The organism is Enterobacter sp. 200527-13, from assembly GCF_027924865.1.
Lineage (GTDB): Bacteria > Pseudomonadota > Gammaproteobacteria > Enterobacterales > Enterobacteriaceae > Enterobacter > Enterobacter ludwigii.
Genome location: NZ_BSCM01000003.1, coordinates 516,963 through 537,043, shown reverse-complemented (window position 1 = coordinate 537,043; position 20,081 = coordinate 516,963). Strand labels below are relative to the sequence as shown.

Below are 20,081 nucleotides of genomic sequence, written 5' to 3'. Positions count from 1 at the left end.
CTATGTCGATTCGTAACCGCGTTATCTGGCGCGAAGGGCTTTTCATTAAGCCCCAGCATTTTCAGCAGCAACAGCGCCATGTGGACTATTTGCTGCAGGCGCGCCTGAGTGCCATCAGCGATTATTTCAGTGGTTTGCAGTCCCTGGACATCAATGAAGAGTACCTGAATTTTGGGCGTATCGCACTGGTAGGGGCGAGGGGTGTGATGCCCGATGGCACGGTTTTCAATATTCCCGGTGATGATGCGCTGCCGCCGCCGCTGGAAATTACGGATGACTCGGTGACAGGGCAGAAGGTTTATCTGGCAATCCCGCTTGCGGTCAGTGGGGTTAATGAAGTACGTCAGCCGGAGCAGTCTGTTGCCACCCGCCTGGAAGCCCACCGCTATGAGATCCGTGACCTTCACAGCGATGGCGGGGATATTACCGCACTCGATCTCGGGCGTGTGAGCCCCCGTCTGATGCTGGAACGAGACGATCGCAGTGCCTGGGCAACGCTTGCTGTCGCCCGTATTCAGGAACGGCGCCCGGATGGGGGCCTGGTGCTGGAATCTGCTTTTATGCCCTGCAGTTCGTCTGTGTCAGCGATCCCGGTGCTTAAACGTTTTCTGGGCGAATCCGCAGGACTGGTGGCCGAACGCGCACGGACGCTGGCACAGCGTATTGCTACTCCCGGACAGCAGAGCATCGCCGATGTGGCGGAGTTCATGATGCTGCAGTTGCTTAATCGCATGCAGCCCAGCCTGTCGCATCTGGCCCGCCTGGGCACGCTGCACCCGGAGCGTCTGTACGAAACGCTGGTGGCGTTCTGCGGTGAACTGATGACCTTCACGGACGAATCCCGTCTGCATCCTGAGTTTCCGGCCTACCGTCATGACGATCCCCGTCAGAGTTTCGAACCGGTCATGCATGCCCTGCGTCAGGCACTCAGTACGGTACTGTCGCCGCGCGCTGTTTCCCTGCAGCTGAGTAAACAGGCGTATGGCGTTCATCTTGCTGTCATTGCTGAAAGTGAACTGCTGCAGAGTGCGATGTTCGTCCTGGCCGTTCGCGCCAGAATGCCGCAGGAACAGCTGCGTAAACAGCTGCTACAGCAGGTCAAGGTCGCGTCAGGTGAGAAAATTCGTGAGCTTATCAGCCTGCAGCTCCCCGGCGTGCCGCTTCAGCCTCTGCCGGTGGCTCCGCGTCAGTTGCCTTACCACGCGGGCTACAGCTACTTCCAGCTTGACCGGCAAAGTCCGGCCTGGTCAGTACTGATGACCGGAAACACGCTGGCGTTCCATATTGCCGGTGAGTTTCCTGAACTTGACATGCAGCTCTGGGCTATTCGCAGCCAGTAACAGGGAGAGTTAACGATGGCAACTGATGCAATGTACCACGACGGCCTGAAAGGGCTGCTCCATGAGGATGCGGGTCTGACGGACAGCGATCCTGATTATGCTTTCAGGATGCGGGGTAACAGCCTGAATCCGATCGTTGACGCGGTCACTCCGCTGTTCGGCATGATTGCCCGCGTGCGCACGCTGAGCCGCCATAACGATGTGGCAGGTCTGTATCAGACTGTGTCAACGGAAATCCGTGCGATTGAGCAGGAACTGCGGGGGCTCGACTATGAGAATGGCGTGATCCTGTCGTTTCGCTATGTGCTGTGCTCCTTTATTGACGAAGCGGTGATGGCCCATGAATGGGGGCACCAGAGCGTGTGGGCGGAGAACTCCCTGCTGTCTCAGTTTCATGGTGAAACCTGGGGCGGTGAAAAGGTGTTTTCTGTTCTTGATAAGCTGCAGGACGATCCCGTGCGTTATCGCGATGTGCTGGAATTTATTCTGCTGTGTCTGCTGATGGGGTTTCAGGGGCGTTATCGTCTCCTGCCGGACGGCAAAAAAATGCTACAGGAGATAAGCCAGTCCCTTCAGCATCAACTGAACCCGGAACCTGTCACTCAGCCGCCAGTGTTACATCTTGATTTTGGCCAACAGGCCGCCCCGTATCGTCTGTCCCGCCAGGTGTCACTGCGCACTGTCGCGGGCAGCGCCTGCCTGCTGATGGCTTGCATTTTTCTCCTTTTTCACCATCTGCTCAGCAATCAGACGCAGGATGTCCTGCGTCAGTTGAGTGAACTCTTAAAGTGAGGGCGTTAACCCATGATCCGCATTGATCTGCACATTCTTGTTGAACGTCTTCATCCGGTTTGCCGCCATATGCTGGAAGAGGCGGCGGCCGTGTGCGTCAGCCAGCAGGGTGCTGAAATTCGTGTTGAGCACCTTCTGCTGAAAGCGCTGGAGACGCCGTTAAGCGATATCCGCCTCATACTGGATCATGTCGGTATCGCCCATGAAGAAGTGAATGATCTTCTGGATGTGGGGGGCATGGATAAAGCCATTGCACCGGGCTATCCGGCGTTTTCGCCTCTGTTGGTGGAATTACTGCAGGATGGCTGGATGCTGGCTTCGGCACAGATGAGTCATCTGCAGTTGCGCAGCGGTGTTGTATTGCTGGCACTGCTGATGACACCGGGACGCTATGTATTACCTGCCGTTTCCCGCTTGCTGTCGGGCATTAACCGGGAACGGCTGGCGCAGGATTTTGATGGCTGGGTGAAGGGCTCGGCGGAAGGTGAGGGGAACACTTCAGCGGGGAACACGCTTGCCTCCCCCTCTGCTACGGGGGAGCTGTTGGCTCGTTTTACGCATAACCTGACCCAGGACGCCCTCGACGGGAGGCTCGATCCGGTGCTGTGTCGGGATGATGAAATTGACCTGATGATCGATATCCTTTCACGCCGTCGTAAAAATAATCCGATTATCGTCGGTGAGGCGGGCGTGGGTAAAAGCGCGCTCACCGAAGGACTTGCCTTGCGCATCGTTGCCGGTCAGGTACCGGATAAGCTCCGGGACGTGGAGCTGCTGTCTCTGGATTTAGGGGCCATGCAGGCAGGTGCCGCCGTGAAAGGGGAGTTTGAGAAGCGATTTAAGGGGGTGATGCAGGAGGTTAAGGATTCACCGCGTCCCGTCATCCTGTTTATTGATGAAGCTCATACGCTGATTGGAGCAGGAAATCAGGCGGGTGGGCTGGATGTCTCGAACCTGATCAAGCCCGCGCTGGCACGTGGTGAGCTGCGTACGATTGCTGCCACCACCTGGAGTGAATACAAAAAATACGTTGAAAAAGATGCGGCGCTCTCGCGTCGCTTTCAGTTAGTTAACGTCGGTGAGCCGGATGTGGAGCAGGCGACGGTTATTCTGCGCGGACTGCGTAGCGTCTATGAGAAAGCACACGGGGTCCTGATTGATGAGGAGGCCCTGCAGGCGGCAGCGTCTCTGTCGGCGCGCTACATCTCAGGTCGGCAGTTGCCGGATAAAGCCATTGATGTGCTGGATACGGCCTGCGCCAGAGTGGCGATTAACCTGACCACGCCTCCCCGCGAAGTCAGCCATCTGCAGACCCGTCTTGAACAGCGTGGGCTGGAAATTGTCCAGCTCGAGCGCCAGTCGCGCATTGGTCTTGGCGATCATCAGGCCAGGCTCAGTGAGCTTTGTGCTGAGGAACAGACAGAACGTGCAAAGCTGATAAAGGAAGAAGAGAACTGGCAGGCGCAGCTCAGGCTGGTGCAGGCGATCGTCGCACTGCGCGCGCAGTTGCTGGCGACAGAGAGTGAAAACGATGATGAACCGATGGCTGCACTGCGCGAGCTCGAGCAGGAGCTTGACGCGCTACAGGCATCATCGGTGCGGGTGTCAGCGCATGTGGATGCCCGGCAGGTGGCTTCGGTGGTGGCTGAGTGGACGGGCGTGCCTGTCAACCGTATTTCCCAAAGCGAACTGGACGTGGTGATGAACCTGCCTGCGTATCTTGGCGACAGTATTCGGGGCCAGTCGCTTGCCATTGAACATCTGCACCGGCATCTGCTGACGGCACGTGCTGACCTTCGTCGTACCGGGCGTCCGCTGGGCGCATTTTTGCTGGTGGGCCCCAGCGGGGTCGGGAAAACCGAAACCGTGGTGCAGATTGCAGAGCTTCTTTTTGGTGGGCGTCATTACCTCACCACCATCAACATGTCCGAGTATCAGGAAAAACACACCGTCTCTCGACTGATTGGCTCTCCGCCGGGGTATGTTGGTTTTGGGGAAGGCGGTGTGCTGACCGAGGCTATTCGGCGTAAACCGTACTCGGTGGTGCTGCTCGATGAGGTGGAAAAAGCCCATCCGGATGTGCTGAACCTGTTCTACCAGGCGTTCGATAAAGGTGAAATGGCCGACGGTGAAGGGCGGCTGATTGACTGTAAAAATGTGGTGTTCTTTTTGACCTCTAACCTGGGATATCAGGCAATCGTGGAGCACGCCGGGGAGCCGCAGGCACTTTACGACGCGCTCTATCCGGAACTGGCGGCCTTTTTCCGGCCGGCTTTGCTGGCCCGTATGGAGGTTATCCCTTATCTGCCGCTGTCGTCCGACACGCTGCGTACCATTGTGAAGGGCAAACTGACTCATCTCAGCTCGCTGCTGGCGCAGCGTTTTGGCGCGAGCGTTGAGACCGACGATGCGGTGGCTGACGAGATTTTGCGTCGGGCGACCCGCAGCGAGAATGGCGCCCGTATGCTGGAATCCATCATTGACGGAGCGTTGTTGCCGTCGTTGTCGCTGAAATTGCTGCAGAAGACATCAGCGGCTGAACCGGTATCCCGGATCCGTATTGGTGTTGATGCCGGTGAGTTTGTGTCAGTGGTGGAAGGGTGAACATGCGACAGGCGCTGCAGTTTGCAGAATCCCTGATCCAGCCGGACAATGATGCCGCGCTGGTCGACTGGCTGCTCGCGACCCTCCGTGAACGCTTGCAGCCTCTGGGCATTATCCTGGGACTGTGCGATTACAGTGGACGTTTACTGGCGTGTTCCGGACAGCATCCCGGCGGAGCATTTCGTCTGGAGTTGCCGGTGGATGACTTCGGCCATCCGCTGGCCGGTGTGGTACATGACAACGCCCCGCATCTCTGGGAAACCCTGAACGGGGGGGCGCGGACAGAGCACGCGGGTTTTCGTGAACTGCTGATGACCATGCATACCACCACTGGTCTGCTGGCACTGCCTGTCTGCGATGAAACGCAAAAAATTACCGGGGTGCTCGGATTCTTTGATGAGGCGGATGCCCTTCAGCGGTGGTCTGACAGCGAGTTACCCGGACATATTCTCCGGTTGTTTACCCTCCAGCGCAGTCGGCTGCATCAGATGCAGCATAATCAGAAAGAAAGCCAGTGTCTGCGCGATTCACTGCGCAGGGTGACGTCTGAGCAGTCGCAGCACGACAGGCTGACGCACCTGTTGGAAAGCCGTCTGGTCGGTCAGTCGGCTGTGATACAGCAGCTTCGGGAGCGCATCCGGCATACGGCGGCACATTCCCTGTCGGTGCTGGTTGAAGGTGAAACGGGTTCCGGAAAAGAGGTGGTGGCGCAGCTGGTGCATGAATGCTCCTCCCGTGCCGGGCAGCCGATGGTCGCGCTGAACTGTGCGGCAGTCCCCGAAAACCTGATTGAAAGTGAACTTTTCGGCTGGCAGAAAGGCGCGTTTACCGGCGCTAACAGCCATAAAGAAGGGCTGATTGCACGGGCGAATGGCGGCACGCTGTTTCTCGATGAGGTGGGCGATATGCCCCTTGTCATGCAGGCCAAACTGTTACGCGTGCTTGAAACCCGTCAGTACCGCCCGTTGGGTGGTGATAAGGAGCAGTATTCCGATTTTCGGGTGGTTGCTGCCACGCATTACTCGCTCAGGCAGCGCGTTACCGACGGGCATTTTCGGCAGGATCTGTACCATCGTCTTTGCCAGTGCGAGATCCTCGTTCCGTCCCTGCGTGAGCGTCCTGAAGATATTCCGCTCTTGTGCCGCCATTTTATTGCGACTTTCAGCCAGCGCGACGATAAACATCCTGGTGACATCAGCCTGACGTCACTCAGGCAACTGCTTGGCTATTCGTTTCCGGGCAATATCCGTGAGTTGCGTAACATGACAGAGGTCGCCTGCGCACATGCCGCGGACGGTCAGATGATTGACGTACAGGAACCACTTTCGGCGCCATCTGATATTCGTTCACAGGCGAAAGCATACGAACCTGATGATTACCCACATGTCCGGGATTTACGTGAAGCCGTTCAGACCTTTGAGTCGGGTGTTATTCGCTCACGTCTGGCGTTTTTTAGCGGGGATCGTCAGCGCGTGGCTGAGAGCCTGAATATTCCGCGCCGGACGCTTGATCATAAGTGTCAGAAGCTGGAGAAGGCATGATGGGGATGCTGACGTTATTGCCACTACTCGCCGCGCTGACGGGGAAGTCGGTTGCTCCAGGTGGTCTGGACAAGTGCCAGTCGGAACAGGATCCCACGTTGCGGCTCGCCTGTTATGACGCCCTGGCGCGTTTTCATCATTCCCCGGCACAACAGCAGGCCCGTGATAGCGGATTTCAGTTGACGACCGAACCTGTAAAGGGCGATGGCGTAGTGATCCGCACGATCCCGTCCGCCGGGGTAATCACGGTGTCCTGCCAGAGTGGGATCACCCGACTCAGCGTGCGCCCTGCCACTCCTTGGCAAGGGGATACGGTGAAAGCGGACGTTGACGGGGAACCGGCTTCCGGTAACTGGTTTGTGCGTGAGCAGGGGCAACTGCTGGAGTTTGCCCGGGGACTGCCTGCTATTGACGAGCTGCGTCACTGGTTCGGGCATCAGGCACTGACGCTCTCGAACACTCAGGGCCAGTCCCTCCGCCTGCCGCTGGACGGGCTGGAGAGCGCCATCAGGCCGTTGCGTCAGCAGTGTCGCTGGGGAGGGGCGTCATGACATTCCGGCATCCCTGGAGCCCGCGCCTGCTGGCTGCGCTGTCTGATGAGCTGACGGGAAGCGCGGTGAGCGCAGACGATCCGCTGTGGGAAAAAACAGAGACTGAGCTGGTGAAGCTGGGGTCACTTGCCCACAGTGAGGTCAATCTGGATGCGGTGGCGCTTGACTGCCTGACGCTGCTGGAAACCCGTACCAAGGATATGCGCGTACTGGTGCAACTGGTGCGCTGTCTTCAGCATCCGGCGACCACCGCGTCATGGTCTGCTGCACTGATCCTGATGAATGACTGGCTGTCGGCTTGGTGGATGCAGGCATGGCCGAACAGTCCGGCACAAAAGCTGCGCCTGATGGTCCAGATGGTTCGCCGTTTTGAGGGGGCACAGGCACGCCTGTGTGAGCGGGCAACGGGGAGCGAACTCGAAGAGGTGATGGTGCTGATTCAGACGCTGGCACGGACCTGGGGAGCGCTGATGCCAGAACAGGGAGGCCTGTTTGACGAATTGGTCAGTACCCTGCAGCGCGCCGCGCGCCACTTACAGGCGCAGAACCCGGTCAGTGCAGAGCGTCTCTCTTCCCCTGCATCATCGACAACAGCAGCATCACCAGAGCCTGTTATTCGCAATGATCGCATCACCCTGAACATCGACGATGCCGATGAACGGGCATGGCAGCAGACGCTGCTGAAGGTGGCAGACCGCCTGACTGAACACCAACCGGGTGAGGCGGTGGGATATCGTCTTCGCCGTTATGCCATCTGGCACACCATTACGTCCCCGCCTGTTGTCAGCAGAGGAAACCGTACGCCGCTGGCGGCGGTGTCATCTGATCGTGTAAGTGAATATGAATCTGCACTTGCCTGCGCTGATATCACCCTGTGGCGCCAGACAGAAACGAGCCTCTCCCTTTCACCTTACTGGTTTGATGGTCACTGGCTGTCGGCGCAGATGGCGACAGTACAGGGATTTGCTGGAGTCTCGAATGCCATCAGGGACGAACTTCTGCATGTATTACATCGCCTGCCCGCGCTGAGAACGCTGACGTTCAGTGATGACACCCCTTTTTTATCGTCGCGTTGTGAACAGTGGTTGCGGACAGCAGAGACGGAACGGGCGGAAGCCTGTGGTGATGTGAACACAGCGATTGGTGCCTGCCGCGAAGAGCAGGGGCTGAATGCGGCGCTGGCACTGCTGGAAGACAATATCAGGTCGCAAAGTGAGCCCCGCGAAGCCTTTTATGCCGGACTGATGCTGGCAGAGCTGCTGGATGCTGAGGGGATGGTCAATCTGGCTGAGATGCATTACCGACAGCTCTGGCAGCAGGCACAACGGTTGTCTCTGGAACAATGGGAACCAGGGCTGGTGGAACGTCTGGAGCGTGCCGTCCGGGCGCGTCATTAACAGGAATGACTGGGTATAAGAGAAATTATGCTGAATAACATTATCGGTTTTTTGCGCCAGGGGCTGCAGAAAGTCTCCTTCTCCTGGCGGCTGTTTGCGGTGGTGCTCTGGGTCATCATCCTAGTGGCCGTCTGGTGGGCAGGACCTCTTTTTACTTTTCATGAGGTGAAACCCTTCGCTTCTCTCTGGTCAAGGGGATTGTTTACGCTGGGATGGCTGTGGCTGGCCTGCATTGTCATGCTGTGGCGGGTATGGCGCCATATGCGCAGCGCCCGGCAGGCGCAACGATTACAGGAGAGCAGGCAAAAAGATCCGCTGCAGACGTTGGTTGACGGCCAGCAACGGTTCTTGGACGGCTGGACACAGGCTCTGAAGGCACTGCCTGGTCAGGATTCCGTGTACGGTAAACCCTGGTACATGATGCTCGGTCTTCCGGACAGCGGCAAAAGCAGCCTGCTGCACCGCGCCTGCCCGCCGAATAAACTCAACGCCCGCCTGCACAATGCGTTGCGCTCCCTGCAGGACGGACAGAAGGTGGATTGCTGGCTCGGAGACGGGGCGGTCATTATCGATCCAGACGGTGATCTCTTACTCCAGGCGGGACGGGGGACGGAAGACCAGAATGAGCAGAATGCCCACCTGTGGCGACATTTGCTGACCTGGCTGAAAGCGCACCGCCGACGCCAGCCGCTTAATGGTCTGATCCTGACGCTTGATCTCAGTGAACTGGCGAGGATGGGGACATCCGCCCGTCACGCCAGAGCCCAGGTGCTGTGTACCCGGTTGATGGACATTGCCGATGAGCTGCATACGCGTCTGCCAGTCTATGTGGTCCTCACGCATATCGATATGCTGCATGGCGCAGGAGATTTTTTCCGCCAGCTGGATGCGCAGACCCGACAGTCGCTGCTTGGCGTGAGCTTCAGCCCTGACACGGCGGGGACAAACGCATGGTCCGGCGAGCTTGATACATTCTGGGATCTCTGGCTCAGCCAGCTCAACGCGGCGCTCAGTGCCACAATGCTGGAGCCCCCGGCGCAGACGCCTCCGGCAGATGCGTTTTTGTTTATACGCCAGCTTGCGGGACTAAAATCGTTCCTGCAGACAATGCTGTCAGATGTGCTGGCTGGGGACGAAATGGCCGGTTTCCCGGTACGGGGGATTTACCTGAGCTCGGTGTACCAGCAGGGGGTGCCTTTTGATGGTTTCTCCCGGGCAACGGCCCGGCGTTATCGTCTGACGGAAGCGGCGTATCCGGCCGCACGGGGCGAGTCTAGCGTCTGGTTTGTGCGCCAGCTGTTTACCGATGTGGTGTTTCCCCAGGCGCATCTTGCCGGCGAAAGCCGTTTACATCAGCTGTATCGTCGTCGCCGGATGTCCATCGGTACCGGCCTCATGGTGCTAACAGCGTCTCTTTTCAGTCTGGGCTGGTACCATTATTACCAGACGAACCGCGACGCGGGACATCAGGTTCTGCTGTCTGCCAGACAGTTTATCCATGCGCATGAAACGGCCGGGCCGCAGGCTTTTGGTACGGAACTGTTGCCTCGACTTAACCTTATCCGTGAAGCTGCCCTCTCTTACGGTGATTATCGCAGCAAAAACCCCCTGTTTGCTGATATGGGACTGTATCAGGGAGGGCGTATCGGCCCGTATGTGGAAACGTCTTATCTGGCGTTATTGCAGCAGCAGTTTCTGCCGGCTGTGCTCGAAGGGCTTTTGCAGGATTTGCAGCAGGCACCTGCGGCCAGTGAGGACAAAATGTCGGTACTGCGTGTCATGAGGATGACGGAAGATGCCTCGGGTCGCAGCATTCCGCTGGTAGAGCAGTATATGGCGTGGCGCTGGCAAAAGGCGTTTCCGGAACAGGGGCAAGTTCAGCAACAGCTGATGCAGCATCTGGATTATGCCCTCAGGCACACCGACTGGCATCACGCGCGTGGACAACAGGATCCTGACGCGATAGCCGCCTGGAAGCCTTTTGCACAGCCTGTCGCTGACGCACAGCAGGAGCTGAGTCGTCTGCCATTATATCAGCGGGTGTATCAGGGACTGATGGTACGGGCTACCGCGATGCTGCCACCGGATTTGCGGGTACAGGATGAAACAGGGCAAAGTTTTGACAGCGTGTTTGTGCTGCGGGATGCGCATGCCGGCACGGTACCGCGCCTGTTCACCTGGTCCGGTTACAGCGATTTTTTCCTGGGCCAGAATAACACGTTGTTTGATTTGACCGGGCTGGATGCGTGGGTGCTGGGGCAACATGAACAGGTTCAGCTGAGTGACGCCGATCGCAGTGAAATTCAGCGCCAGGTAAGCGATCGCTATATCAGCGACTATACCGGTCACTGGCAAAAACTGTTATCCGCGCTGGATATTCAGCCGTTTGATTCACCAGAGGAGGCGCTGTCGGTACTGAATACCCTTACCGGCGATGAGCAGCCTTTCCAGCATATTGTCTCCCTGCTGAGCGATAACACCGCCGTTCGTCCACTGACCGGAAAAGGGGCTGCACAACAGCGAGATACCCTTCAACGGATAGCGCGTCCGTTTACCCAACTGGACGACACTCTGAAAGGGCGTGGGGATAATGCGCCACTTATCCAGGGCGTAAACCAGCAGCTCATCGGTCTGGCACAGTGGCTGGAGCAGATAAACAGTGCAGGCGATCCGGGGGGCGCTGCATTTAAGGCCCTGCAGTTACGCCAGAGCGATCCGTATAAGGATCCGGCTTTCAGCCTGCAACAGTACGCGCGAGGGCTGCCGGCCCCACTGGATCGCTGGGTCGGCCAGATTGCGGCACAGGTCGCTGATGTGACGATGTCGCTTGCCATGTCATCCCTGAACCAGGCATGGAGTGAGCAGGTCCTGACCCCGTTTAACGACACCCTGGCTGACCGATATCCCTTCAACCCTGCCTCTGCGCAGGATGCGTCACTGTCTGAGGTGACCCGTTTCTTTGCATCCGGCGGCACGCTCGATGGTTTTTATCAGTCCAGCCTCAAACCGCTGCTGGACAGCGGCGTCCTGAAACAGGATGCCGGTAACGGCAACCTGCAGGCGCTGGTGAACCAGCTTGACCAGGCTCAGCGGATCCGGGAGGCCCTGTTTAATGCTCAGGGGCAGCCGGAAGTGCACTTTGTGGTGGAACCAGTTGAGTTGACCGCCAGTAAACGCCGAAGCGTGCTGAACCTGGACGGCCAGCTGGTGGAGTACAGCCACGGACGGCGCCAGAAAGTGCCGCTGGTCTGGCCGAACGCCCTGCGTGACGGTGCGGAAAGCAAGCTTACACTGATACCGGATGATGGCACCCGCTCACCGCGAAGCCTGGGCTTTACCGGACCGTGGGCGATGTTCCGCCTGCTGGATGCGGCCAGCCGGACGCAGGTCAGTCGCGGTTCGTTTGATGTGCGCTTTGGCGTGGATGATGGTGCCATGACCTGGCGGGTTTACAGCGATGCAGATCACAGTCCGTTTGCCTCGGGTCTGTTCAGCCAGTTCAGTTTACCGGAAACACTTTACTAACGGGGCCAGCTGCGCCTCAGACGACGGGAAGAATCGGATGCATGATACACAACAGGCGCTGAGCGTGGGGCGCGATCCCCGCGTGTTGCCGGAATATGAAAGACTGCGTAATGAAATCAATAAACTCAGCCATGTGACGCGTCCGGAAGTGGACTGGGCACTGGTGCACGAGATGGCGCAGATAATTTTTGAAAAGCAGGGCGTGGATCTGCAGACCGCGCTTTATTTTGCGCTGGCCCGCGCCCGCCTGCACGGACTGGGCGGTTTTACGGAGGGCTGTGAGTTTCTGAGCACGCTGATTGTGACCCAGTGGGACAACGTCTGGCCGCCGGTCCATCAGTCCCGGGCCCGGGTGGAAATGCTCGACTGGTTTATTGCACGCGTCAGCGACGTGTTACGTCAGTACCCGGTTGGTCATGACGATAAGCGTCTGATTTACCGCTGTGAACGGTCACTCCAGCTCATCAGTGAGAAACTGCATCATGCGGGGCTGTTCCGGGTGCCGCGAATTGAGAACCTGTTGCACTTTATTGAAGGGTATACCCGCCTGTTTGATGAATCAGAAATCGTGATTGTGTCACAGGAGCAGGATGTACTGAAAAAAGAGATGCAGGTGCCGCCGGTGGTGTATTTCCGGTCTGAAGAAGCGGACGGCAGTGTGAGTCCGGATCTGGCGCAGCTCCCGACCGGCAGCATCATTGTGGGCCGGGAAAAAGGGTCGCTGAAGCCGACGGTGCTGAAAATCAAGTCTCATAAGCCTCCGCGTCCGTCGTGGTTCTGGTTTGTCAGCGGGATGGTGAGCTGCCTGCTGCCGGTACTGATGGTGGCCGGCTGGGTTCACTGGAGCATGCAGCAGTCCTCCCGGCAACACGATGCCACGGCGATGCTGGAAGCGAATGCGCTGACCTGGCCTGTGGCCCCGGATGCCGCCAGGCTGAGCGATGTGCGCCTGACGCTCGGGGAACAGGCACTGCGTGACATGGAGCCCCGGATAAGCCGGGATTATCAGGCTCAGATGGCGCATGTGCAGCAGCTCTCGCCGCTGTGGGCCTATCAGTATGCCGACGGGCTGCGACGTTCCCTGCGTATGCTGTACCCACAGTCGCTGGCGGTCAGTGCGATGGACAGCCAGTGGCAGCAGATGCTGAACACACAGCGTGGCGTGACGCCACCGGTCTCCGGCTGGCCGGATGCCACCGCACGGGTGGATGCGCTGCTGACGGAACTGCAGAGCCTGGAACGCCTGCACAGAACGGTCACCATCTCTTACCTCAAATCCTCGCTTTACGACCTCCGCAAGGACATGGATCGCGATACGCCCTTTAGCATACGACTGAACCGGCTGGAAGCGCAGCAACGTGCAAACCAGGCGGTCAGTCAGGCCGAGCTGGATGCCCTGCAGTCAACGCTCAGGTCGTACAGCGTGAGACTGTATCAGCTACAGCCGGCACTGCGGGACTTGTGATGATGCCGCGTTTTTATCGCACATTACGCCTGATGCCGCTGCTCGTTGCCGGTGGTCTGAGCGCCTGCAGCGCGCCGCTGTCCACCCTGTCGGAAGCCGCGCTGGAGCAGAAAGCACAGGCCGGGGATGCACAGGCGCAGTACGTGCTGGCCGGAAAGCTGTCGGCCCGTGGGGAATACGGACGGTCGCTGGCGCTGATGAAGCAGGCGGCCAGTCAGTCGGCGGCCTCGGATGCATCGCGTTCAACCCGTGCGGATGCGGCGCGTCAGGCCGGGGATGGGTACCACACCGGGCTGGGAGAGCCGCGTAACGACGCGCTTGCCCGTCAGTGGTGGAGCCGGGCGTCGTCGCTCGGAAATGCGCAGGCCAGTATGAACCTCGCAGGACACTGTCAGGCGGCACATGGCACGTCGCCTGTTGCGGACTGCATCAGTCAGTTTGAGAAGGCAGCACAGCAGGGTAACGCGGAGGCACAACTAATGCTTGCCCGCTGGTACCAGACACAGCCTGAGGGTGAAAAAACGGCGCTGTCCTGGCTGCAAAAAGCGGCCGCGCAGGAAGAGCCCGCAGCGCTGGCCCTGCTGGCCCGCCGTTATGAAACCGGAAACGGTGTGGACAAGGCACCGGATATCGCCCGCCGTGATTACCGTCAGGCTGCCGCGCTTGGTAACCCGCAGGCACAGCGCTGGATGGCTGAACACGGTGAAGGTACGGAAAGACTGATGTGGTATCAGAAAGCGGCGCAGGGCGGGGATGTGGCCGCGCAACGCTGGCTGGCACAGGCTTACCTGAGCGGTAACGGTGTGGCGCAAAACCAGACTGAAGGGATGCTCTGGCTTAAGCGTGCTGTCGATAAAGGCGATGCCCGCGCACAGTACCTTTACAGCCAGTACCCGAGCACTGATGAGATGCGGCTTCACTGGCTGACGCTCTCGGCGAAAGGCGGCGACCTTCAGGCTGCGCGTGCGCTTGCCGGGTGGTATGAAAAACAAGGTGATGAGGTTCACGCCAGAAGCGCCTGGCAGCAGCTGGCGGCGCGGGGCGATGCGGAAGGTCGTTACCACTACGGCGACATGCTGCGCCTTGGTCTTGGTGGACAACATGATTATACGCAGGCCTTCACGCAATACCGGCTCAGCGCGATGGCGGGAAACCGGATGGCGCAGTACCGGGCAGGCATGATGAGCCAGGACGGACTGGGGCTGCCGCGCAACCGCATTCAGGCCTATGCATGGTACTCCCTGGCCGCAACGGAAAACGCCAAAGATGCGGTGGATGCACTGAATGCGCTGGAGGCCCTGCTAAGGCCCGATGAAATTAAAGCCGCGCAGAAGCTGGCCCGGGAGTGGAGCCTGCGCATCGCTCAGGAGCAGAACGAGGTGACACCCTGAGCGGCTGTTGCGCACGGCGGATTGTGGTGGGTGGTTGTTTTTTAATCACGCGAATCACGATGGAGTGGTTTTTTTTGTGTGATTCGTGTCACAAAAATAATTGCGGAATTGAACACAAAAGCACCACGAAAAGTATGAATGCAAAATCTGCGCAACTTCTTGCTCAACTTTCAGGATAAAACACTTTTTACGCAATAAACGCCGTGAAAGTGAGAGGTTTGCGCAACTTCTTGCTTGATTTTGCGCAAGATCTTGCGCGACCCCGTTTTTTGCCCACAACCAGAAAACATAAAACTATTTAAAAACAATGAAATAAAAATATGGCATGAGTATTGCTTTAGCTCTGGTGGAAGTTCATATCACATCAATCCAAAGGAGACGTTAACAATGCCAACACCGTGCTATATCAGCATCAAAGGGAAAACCCAGGGCAACATTACCGAAAACGCATTTACCGCAGAATCTGTCGGTAACATCTATGTGGAAGGCCATAAGGACGAAATGCTGGTACAGGAAGTGAAGCATGTAGTCACTGTTCCTACCGATCCGCAGTCAGGTCAGCCATCCGGCCAGCGCGTGCACAAACCACTGAAGTTTACCGTCGCGCTGAACAAGGCCGTGCCGCTGATGTACAACGCGCTGGCCTCCGGTGAAATGCTGCCGGAAGTGAAGCTCAACTGGTACCGCACTTCCACGGAAGGCAAGCAGGAGAACTTCTTCTGCACCACGCTGGAAGACGCGACCATCGTCGATATCAGCCTGCATATGCCGCATTGCCAGGATGCAGAAAAATCGGACTTCACCCAGCTGGTCGAAGTCTCGCTGGCCTACCGCAAAATCACCTGGGATCACCTCAAATCCGGTTCGTCCGGCAGCGACGACTGGCGTAAGCCGGTTGCCGCATAACCGTCATACCGCCCGGGCTTCGGCCCGGGCTGTTCAGTGCTGAGGTGTGGCACCGGCCAGACCTGAACACTGAGACGATATATGGACCCCGAACGGTGAAAGCTGGGCGTGCGGTAGCCATTGCCCTGAAAGAGGAGAGATGACATGGCGGACGGTACGGGACTGCAGTTTACAGTCAGGATGGAGAAGTTATCCGCCAGCACGTTTGCGGTGGTGGAGTTTGAGCTGAAAGAAGCCCTGAATGCGCCATTTGAGCTTAGCCTGAAACTGGCGAGCCCGCAGCCCGGGATTGATTTTGGCGACGTGCTGGACCAGCCCTGTGAGCTGATGGTCTGGTACAACGGCGAGCTGCAGCGGCGGGTCAGTGGGATCGTGAGCCATTTTGCGCAGGGGGACACGGGATTCCGGCGCACCCGTTACGAGGCCATTGTGCAACCTGCCCTGTGGCGTACCGGGCTTCGTACCAACTGCCGGATTTTCCAGGTGAAAAAGCCGCAGGACATCATCGGTGAACTCCTGGAAGAAGCGGGCATTCTGGACTACGCCTTCTCGCTGCGTCAGGAGCATGCCGTGCGCGAGTACTGCGTGCAGTACCGGGAAAGCGATCTGGACTTTATCACCCGTCTGGCGGCGGAAGAGGGGATGTTCTTCTGGCACGAGTTTGAGGCGGGAAAACACCGGGTGGTGTTTGCCGACCATACCGGCGCGCTGGAGAAAAAAGACAGCCCGGTGTTCTTCAGTCTGGCGAACCAGGGGCTGGAACAGGGGGCGTATGTCCGCCAGTTCCGCTATGCCGAAGCAGTGCGAACGACAGCGGTGGAGCTGCGGGACTACAGCTTTAAAAATCCCGCCTACAACCAGTCGAATAAAAAAATCAGTAACGATCTGGCCCATCAGCGTGAGCCGTACGAGCATTACGACTATCCGGGGCGCTACAAGCAGGCGGAGAGTGGTAAAGCCTTCAGCGCGTACCGGCTGGATGCGTTAAGGGCCGATGCGGTGACCGGCAGCGGCCTTTCGAACTGCGCAGCGCTGCGTCCGGGGCTGCGGTTTATGCTGGAAGAGCATCAGAACGCGGCGTTTAACACGCAGTGGCAGGTGGTGTCCGTGAAGCATGAAGGCAAACAACCGCAGGCGCTGGAAGAGGAAGGCGGTGACAGGCCCACCACCTTTACCAATAAGTTTGAAGTCATCAAAGGCGGGACAGCCTGGCGTGCGCTGATGCCGGAACGCCCGATGGTGGACGGTCCGCAGATAGCGACGGTGACGGGCCCGGCGACGGAAGAAATTTACTGCGATGAACACGGTCGTGTGAAGGTGAAATTTCCATGGGACCGCTACGGTAACAGCGACGACCTCAGTTCCTGCTGGGTGCGTGTCAGCCAGGGCTGGGCTGGGGGACGCTACGGCATGGTGGCGCTCCCGCGCGTGGGCCATGAGGTGGTGGTGAGCTTTCTGGAGGGCGATCCGGACCAGCCGATTATAACCGGGCGCACGTTCCATGGTGTCAATCTGACACCTTATCCATTGCCTTTGCATAAAAACCGCATGGTTCTGCGCTCAGACACGGTTCAGGGCGATGGCTACAACGAACTCTCCTTTGAAGATACCGCCGGGAGTGAAGAGCTTCTGCTGCGCGCCCAGAAAAATATGGCGTTACGGGTACTCAATTCAAAGGACGAACGCGTTGAATACAACCGAACCAGCAGTATTGGTCATGACGAAGAACTGGTGGTGGCCAATGACCGCAAGGTAACGGTTGAGGGGAATCAGGACCAGAAAATCACCGGAAATAATCTGCTGAAAACCGGGGGCAACCAGGGGGTACAGGTCCAGGGTGACCTCGCTCAGAAGATCAATGGCGCTTTCAGCACTGACAGTAATGGCGATTTGACGTTGCAGAGTGGAAGCAAACTGACACTACGGGTAGGAAGCAGTTTTATCGTTATTCATGAAGGGGGCGTGGATGTTAAGGGCAGCACCATCAACCTGAACTCTGGCGGTAGTCCGGGAGATCTACTGCTCCCCGCAGAACCTGCGATCCTGAAAGCGGCAGCGGCACAGGGGGCTTTGTTTGTGGAACACTGCCCAATGGAGAATAAACAGAATGGATAATGTCAGTATCTGGGCGATTGTGGACGCGGCGGCAGAGCCTGACATTTTCACCATGCTGGACACGCTCGATCCGCCTCATACCTGTCTCTACGCCGAACCGGTGACAGACGAAATTCTCGGTGTGGCCCCCTTTCTTATTCTGGCGACACCGGATGTGCTTGCATGGCTTAAAGTGCGTCGGCCACCCTGGGGGATATTGCTGGAAAGCTCGGCTGGTATGGTTACCTTGCGTCAGCATCTGCGTAAATATCTGCATGTTCTGCTTCCGGGGGAGAAAACGCCGGTTTATTTTCGCTTTTATGATCCCCGCAATATCTGGCCTTTGATATCGGTATTATCCCCCTGGGAGCTGCATTCATTTCTCGGGCCGATAAATGCCATTACAACGCACTGGCAGGGGGAGGAACGTCGTGAGCATTTCACTGAGTTGAGAAAATCATTTCATGACCAGAGCGGGTCGCGGCGGAAAATGCTGCAGATATCGCAGGAGCAGCTGGACAAGCTGACAGACATGTTTGACCAGCGCTATGTTGAAACGCTGGTGGATAAGATCAACAGCTGGTCAGAGTCTGAGCCTGCAAATACTGAAGCAACTGGTGAAATATGTCACTGGCTCAAGCAACAGGGTATCGATGATGAGCGTAGCATTGTAGGGCTATTCCGGTTGTTTCATGAGCGGAGATATATGACGCTGGCTACGCTCCCGCCTGAATACCGTACAGCGCTGAATGACCCTAATGAACCCGGAGTCTTTAAAGCAGAATCGTTGCTGCTCCGTGAAATGGGTTATTTGCCACAGGTATAATAAGGAAAACGATGATAAGTTTAAAAGCCGGTTCCCCGGTATGTAACTGTAAAAATCCGGATACGTGTATCCATATGTTTTCCCTGAAAGTTGGGGAGAGGACATTCACCTATAAGCAGGCTGATTTTATCTCGTCAGTAGATGTGATAGATGAAGATGACAAGGGTGTTCCGGTATCGATGACGCTGGTGGATAAAGGCTGTGTGTCGAATAATTCATCCTGTCCACAAGGTATCATTTTTAGCCCTTCAGACAGCAAAACGCTTCAGATCTTTAATAAGGGACTGACGAATTATCTCCTGCATTATGTACCAAAAGTCAATTATTTTAAGATTACTGATTCGGTTGATTTTCTGGAGGATTATATTCTGGCACCTGAGGTTCTCGATGTCCTGCCGAAAAATGTCTACCTTCTGCGACTGGGGGAATGTAAAGGTAATCCCTTCATCAACCAGTCACTGAGCTTTATGAATGGTGCATCTCCACTCTTATCGATGGCTCCCCTTGATGTTTTGACAACATGGATCCATGTCTTTGCCGGTTTTAAATGGGAAGTGGATCTGGCAATCGGACTGGAACATGAAGTCAAGGAGTACACAGAGAAAGAACGGAAGCAACAGCAGAAAGCGGAAAATAAATCTCAGGGTAAAAGTCAGCGCGGGAACCGTGGCTGGACGAAAAAACCACAATATGAAATCAGTAATGCCCTGGAGATGGAAGGAAAACTGAACTGCTCTCTTGGTGCGATCCCTTTTGATTATTCTCCGAGTCTGAAGAAAGATTTCAAGGGTAAGGAGAAGAAGGTACAGTTGCTGAATAAAGCAGATGAACTAATCAATACATTCATTAAAACATTCTCAACTGATGAAGGAAACGATGCGAAAATTAAACTGCTGAGTACGGAAATAGTTTATCCGCAAATTGAAATGAAAGGTGGTGGAGAGCTGAAGGAAGACAGCAACTCAACACAGCTATATCTGCAGCGGAATTTATCCATTGAGCTTGCCCCTCTTATTGGGGTTAGACTAACACTGGATTTATTGCAGGCATTTGCGGCCTGGTATCATGCTGATGTCGTCCTGGCTGCAGCAAGGGAAGGTCTGGATGCGGGAGAAGATGATTATAAGGAAGGGAAAAACTCAGCTTATGTCGGTTCTACTTTTGAGCTGGTGGTTGAAGGTGAGTTTGATTTAGCGTTGCAATGTACCTCGGATACGAAAGAGAAGTGGCACGTAGAGTACAATGAAGATACGGCCATTAAGTTTGGTTTAACACTGAATGTAAACTTCAGGGCGGGAGTTCGGTTTTATGTAGCTAATGGTGCTCTGAAGATTGGCGGTGAGGCATCGGCAGAAGGATTTGTTGGACTGGAAGCTAATCACAGTGAACCGAGTAAAGTCGATTTAGTGCTTTACCATAGTGATGTTATTGCTAAGGTTTATGTCAGTTATACATGGTCTTTGGGCGGAGATTCAGGAAGCGGTGGCGGCGATAATGATGGTGGTCGAACCAAGAAAAACAATATAAGTAATGATTCAGAGGTGAATAAAGATGTTGAATGGAATATATATAAAAAACTTGAAAAGAAAGACTCTGCAGCCAGGATTACTCTTTTTTAATTTTTTATTTTTGACATTTTCCTCATATGG

At 56.5% G+C, this 20,081-nt stretch carries 13 protein-coding genes; all 13 read left to right on the top strand.

Annotated elements, in window-relative coordinates; all coding sequences use genetic code 11:
- The first annotated feature begins 2 nt into the window (after positions 1-2).
- The 13 genes from tssK to QMG44_RS14585 all read left to right on the top strand — a co-directional run bounded on the left by tssK (position 3) and on the right by QMG44_RS14585 (position 20,051).
- Positions 3-1,340, top strand: coding sequence for a type VI secretion system baseplate subunit TssK (tssK, locus tag QMG44_RS14645; protein WP_281853140.1), 1,338 nt, complete (start codon positions 3-5; stop codon positions 1,338-1,340).
- Between the two features lie 15 nt (positions 1,341-1,355).
- Positions 1,356-2,132: a type IVB secretion system protein IcmH/DotU gene (icmH, locus tag QMG44_RS14640; RefSeq protein ID WP_281853139.1), complete on the top strand. Its 777-nt coding sequence runs from the start codon at positions 1,356-1,358 to the stop codon at positions 2,130-2,132.
- A gap of 12 nt (positions 2,133-2,144) precedes the next feature.
- Positions 2,145-4,736, top strand: a complete 2,592-nt coding sequence (tssH, locus tag QMG44_RS14635; RefSeq protein ID WP_281853138.1) for a type VI secretion system ATPase TssH — start codon at positions 2,145-2,147, stop codon at positions 4,734-4,736.
- A gap of 2 nt (positions 4,737-4,738) precedes the next feature.
- Positions 4,739-6,277 carry a sigma-54-dependent Fis family transcriptional regulator gene (locus tag QMG44_RS14630; protein WP_103948922.1) on the top strand — a complete coding sequence of 513 codons (1,539 nt, stop codon included), beginning with the start codon at positions 4,739-4,741 and terminating at the stop codon, positions 6,275-6,277.
- Positions 6,274-6,828, top strand: coding sequence for a type VI secretion system-associated protein TagO (locus QMG44_RS14625; protein WP_103948923.1), 555 nt, complete (start codon positions 6,274-6,276; stop codon positions 6,826-6,828). Before QMG44_RS14630 ends, QMG44_RS14625 begins: the two co-directional genes overlap by 4 nt.
- A complete protein-coding gene (tssA, locus tag QMG44_RS14620) occupies positions 6,825-8,225 on the top strand; it encodes a type VI secretion system protein TssA (RefSeq protein ID WP_281853137.1) in 1,401 nt (466 codons plus the stop codon). The genes QMG44_RS14625 and tssA overlap by 4 nt, the downstream gene beginning before the upstream one ends.
- Before the next feature lie 27 nt (positions 8,226-8,252).
- Positions 8,253-11,750, top strand: coding sequence for a type VI secretion system membrane subunit TssM (tssM, locus tag QMG44_RS14615; protein ID WP_281853136.1), 3,498 nt, complete (start codon positions 8,253-8,255; stop codon positions 11,748-11,750).
- Between the two features lie 37 nt (positions 11,751-11,787).
- A complete protein-coding gene (locus tag QMG44_RS14610) occupies positions 11,788-13,215 on the top strand; it encodes a VasL domain-containing protein (protein ID WP_281853135.1) in 1,428 nt (475 codons plus the stop codon).
- Complete coding sequence (locus tag QMG44_RS14605; RefSeq protein ID WP_281853134.1) at positions 13,215-14,606, top strand: tetratricopeptide repeat protein; 1,392 nt, start codon at positions 13,215-13,217, stop codon at positions 14,604-14,606. The genes QMG44_RS14610 and QMG44_RS14605 overlap by 1 nt, the downstream gene beginning before the upstream one ends.
- A gap of 387 nt (positions 14,607-14,993) precedes the next feature.
- On the top strand, positions 14,994-15,512 hold the full coding sequence (locus QMG44_RS14600; protein WP_281853133.1) for an Hcp family type VI secretion system effector: 519 nt from the start codon (positions 14,994-14,996) through the stop codon (positions 15,510-15,512).
- 144 nt (positions 15,513-15,656) lie between these two features.
- Complete coding sequence (gene tssI / locus QMG44_RS14595) at positions 15,657-17,627, top strand: type VI secretion system tip protein VgrG (RefSeq protein ID WP_281853132.1); 1,971 nt, start codon at positions 15,657-15,659, stop codon at positions 17,625-17,627.
- Complete coding sequence (locus tag QMG44_RS14590; protein ID WP_281853131.1) at positions 17,587-18,432, top strand: DUF4123 domain-containing protein; 846 nt, start codon at positions 17,587-17,589, stop codon at positions 18,430-18,432. Before tssI ends, QMG44_RS14590 begins: the two co-directional genes overlap by 41 nt.
- 11 nt (positions 18,433-18,443) lie before the next feature.
- The gene (locus tag QMG44_RS14585; protein WP_281853130.1) at positions 18,444-20,051 is read left to right on the top strand and encodes a hypothetical protein; all 1,608 of its coding nucleotides are present in this window, start codon (positions 18,444-18,446) and stop codon (positions 20,049-20,051) included.
- Positions 20,052-20,081: the final 30 nt, after the last annotated feature.